This window comes from Burkholderia sp. BCC0405 (assembly GCF_902833075.1).
In the GTDB taxonomy this organism is placed as follows: Bacteria; Pseudomonadota; Gammaproteobacteria; order Burkholderiales; family Burkholderiaceae; genus Burkholderia.
Map to the genome: position 1 here is coordinate 1 of NZ_CADFEO010000055.1, position 2,452 is coordinate 2,452.

A 2,452-nucleotide genomic window follows, 5' to 3' on the forward strand; every position below is an offset into this window, starting at 1 on the left:
ACTGGATACGGCCGCATCAGTTCAATGACGGACTGGCGCCGGCGGTTGCGGAAGAAAAACTTAACGCAGTGTCCGGGATTAGTTGACCACTACAGACTGTCATAGTGAAAAAATTGTATCGCGTTACAACTGCTTCACTGAGCACTACGTTGCTGGTATCGGCCTGCGGCGGGGACGTTAGCAGTGCCGGTCCGTCGAACCTTGCTACATTGCTCAATTCGCCGCCACCGCGTACTAAAGCGCTGACGGCTGCGGCTCTCACCGCGACATTACTCGTCATTAAGTAAGTCACTTGAATTGGTCGGTTCCAGGCGATATCCATGGTTGTAGAGAGCTCGGAGACGAACGCCGCTTTCGGGCGTGATGTGAAGCTTGGATCGCATACGATAGATATGCGTATCCAGAGACCGAGACACCTCATCTCTATCATGCCCCCAAACCGATTTAATCAATGAACTTCGAGGCACCACGCGACCGAAATTGCGAAACAACTCAACGGCAATACTAAACTCGCGATGCGTTAGTTTCAGCGGCTCACCACTCAAGAACGCGGTCTCGGTCGCAATATCCAGACGATAACGACCAACATCAATCGACGTCGATGTCGAATTAAACGGATAGGCCCGTCGTAGTAAAGCGCGCACTCTTGCAATCAATTCCCGCCGACGGAAAGGTTTAACCAGATAGTCGTCGGCACCTGCCTCGAGCGCGACCACAAGATGGTCTTCGTCCCCTTGGTTTGAAACAAACAACACGGGTAGCTCTCTACCGAATCGTGTGCGAATCCAGGAGAGAACTTCTAGTCCAGAAATACCCGGAATCTTCCAGTCAAGCACAATCAGATCGACGACCTCTATCTCCAGGAAACGTATAGCTTGGTCGCCGGTGGCGACGCTACGGACATCAAATCCTTCGCTGCTCAGTACGTCCAGGATAAGCTCTGCCTGCACTGGCTCATCGTCAAGAGATAGGATTCTCATTGACACCACTCCCCTTTGTATTTCACAAATTCACGATAACCGGCGCCGCATCACTTTTATGCAAAAGCGGAACTATTAATGCTGGATGGCATTTTTCTACCACAATAACCATCTAGATCGCATATATTCTATATAAACGACTCCGCCTCACAACAGTTGCTCCGCAATCTTTTTCGATCGATAAAGCTATACTACTTATTCGACCAATATATTTTTATATTAATCAGATATTATTATCAATATTTAACGAAATTCTCGGCGAGAATTATATGTTTTTTGTCAAAGCATCCATAACGATCATAGTTAGGCATCTTAATAATCTGACCAGGGACAGAAGTTAACCAATCATCGACGACAAGATGCGGACACCAATCGAGCTACTTCTGCTGCTAGACAAACTAGGTAGATTCAAGGATCCGTGGGCGCACATCGGTACTAAACCTCACCGCAGACAGACTTCGTGTCTGATGCCCAGGATCGGCGCTTCGAACAGGTACCGATAGTCCGACATGTAGTTGATCTCGAAGTCATTGCAGCCGCCTGCAGACAGCTGCCTCCCGGAGGAGGAGGCCCGTGCCGGGGAAGCCTTAGCGGGTCACAGACATTGGATGGCTGGCGGCGACCGGCTGGTCCGACCCCGGACAGGGAACCCTCCGCGGCTTCTGCGGATTGACACCCATCGAGGGAAACGTTACGTCCTCGGAAGTCTGACCGCACTCATCCGGCGTGCGCAGTACCGCTGAACGGGGAGTCGGTTGAGCACTTTGGCCAGACCTTGGACCAGTTGCGAAATACTCTCCATGACAGCGTCTCCTTCCCTTTCCGGCTCGCGGCACCGTTCCACCCGCGAAAGATACGTCCGGCCTTTTCGTTGCACAAGTCTGTATTCTTGGCATCATCGTTCCGCGAACGGAACAATCAATTCGACCAATACTTGGAATTCGCTCGATGTTCACCAGTAGCGAACGTCGCGGGCAGCGGGTAGCCGTTGGCGCGGCAAAAGTCGCAGCCGTCCTGATACTTGACCTGCTCCCCGGGTTTAGTACGGTGACGGTGCAGAGTTCGTTCCAGAGAGAAACGGCAATGAAAAAGTGATTCACCGAAGAGCAAATCATCGGCATCTTGAAGGAAGCCGAGGCTGGTCTGAACCCTTTCCAGGAGGATGATCTATTGACAGCAATTAGACGACAAGCGCATCTGGGCCTGTACAGCAAAGCGGGGCTGAGCGTTCGCACGCGACGACGCAAGCGTATTGCGGCAGTCGAGCGCAGCCCCCTGCCGTTACCGACAACCGCATCAGAGCTGGTCGATGGACTTGTTTCTGATGGGCCGGCCTACGGTCGGCGGTTTCGATGCCTGAACATGGTCGACGACTACACTGGAGCAGCCCCCTGAAACACCGGACACAGTCTCCCACTTAAAATTACGGGTAGGCATAAGGCTGTGTTTTTGACTAACACCAGGCAGGAAGC

General features: G+C 52.2%; 1 protein-coding gene. It reads right to left on the bottom strand.

Annotated elements, in window-relative coordinates; all coding sequences use genetic code 11:
* Positions 1–269 precede the first annotated feature (269 nt).
* Positions 270–980, bottom strand: coding sequence for a response regulator transcription factor (locus tag HWX36_RS36615; protein WP_175958566.1), 711 nt, complete (start codon positions 978–980; stop codon positions 270–272).
* Positions 981–2,452: the final 1,472 nt, after the last annotated feature.

Excerpts from the sequence above, each read along its gene's own strand:
- HWX36_RS36615 (WP_175958566.1), bottom strand. The coding sequence starts at position 980 with ATGAGAATCCTATCTCTTGACGATGAGCCAGTGCAGGCAGAGCTTATC.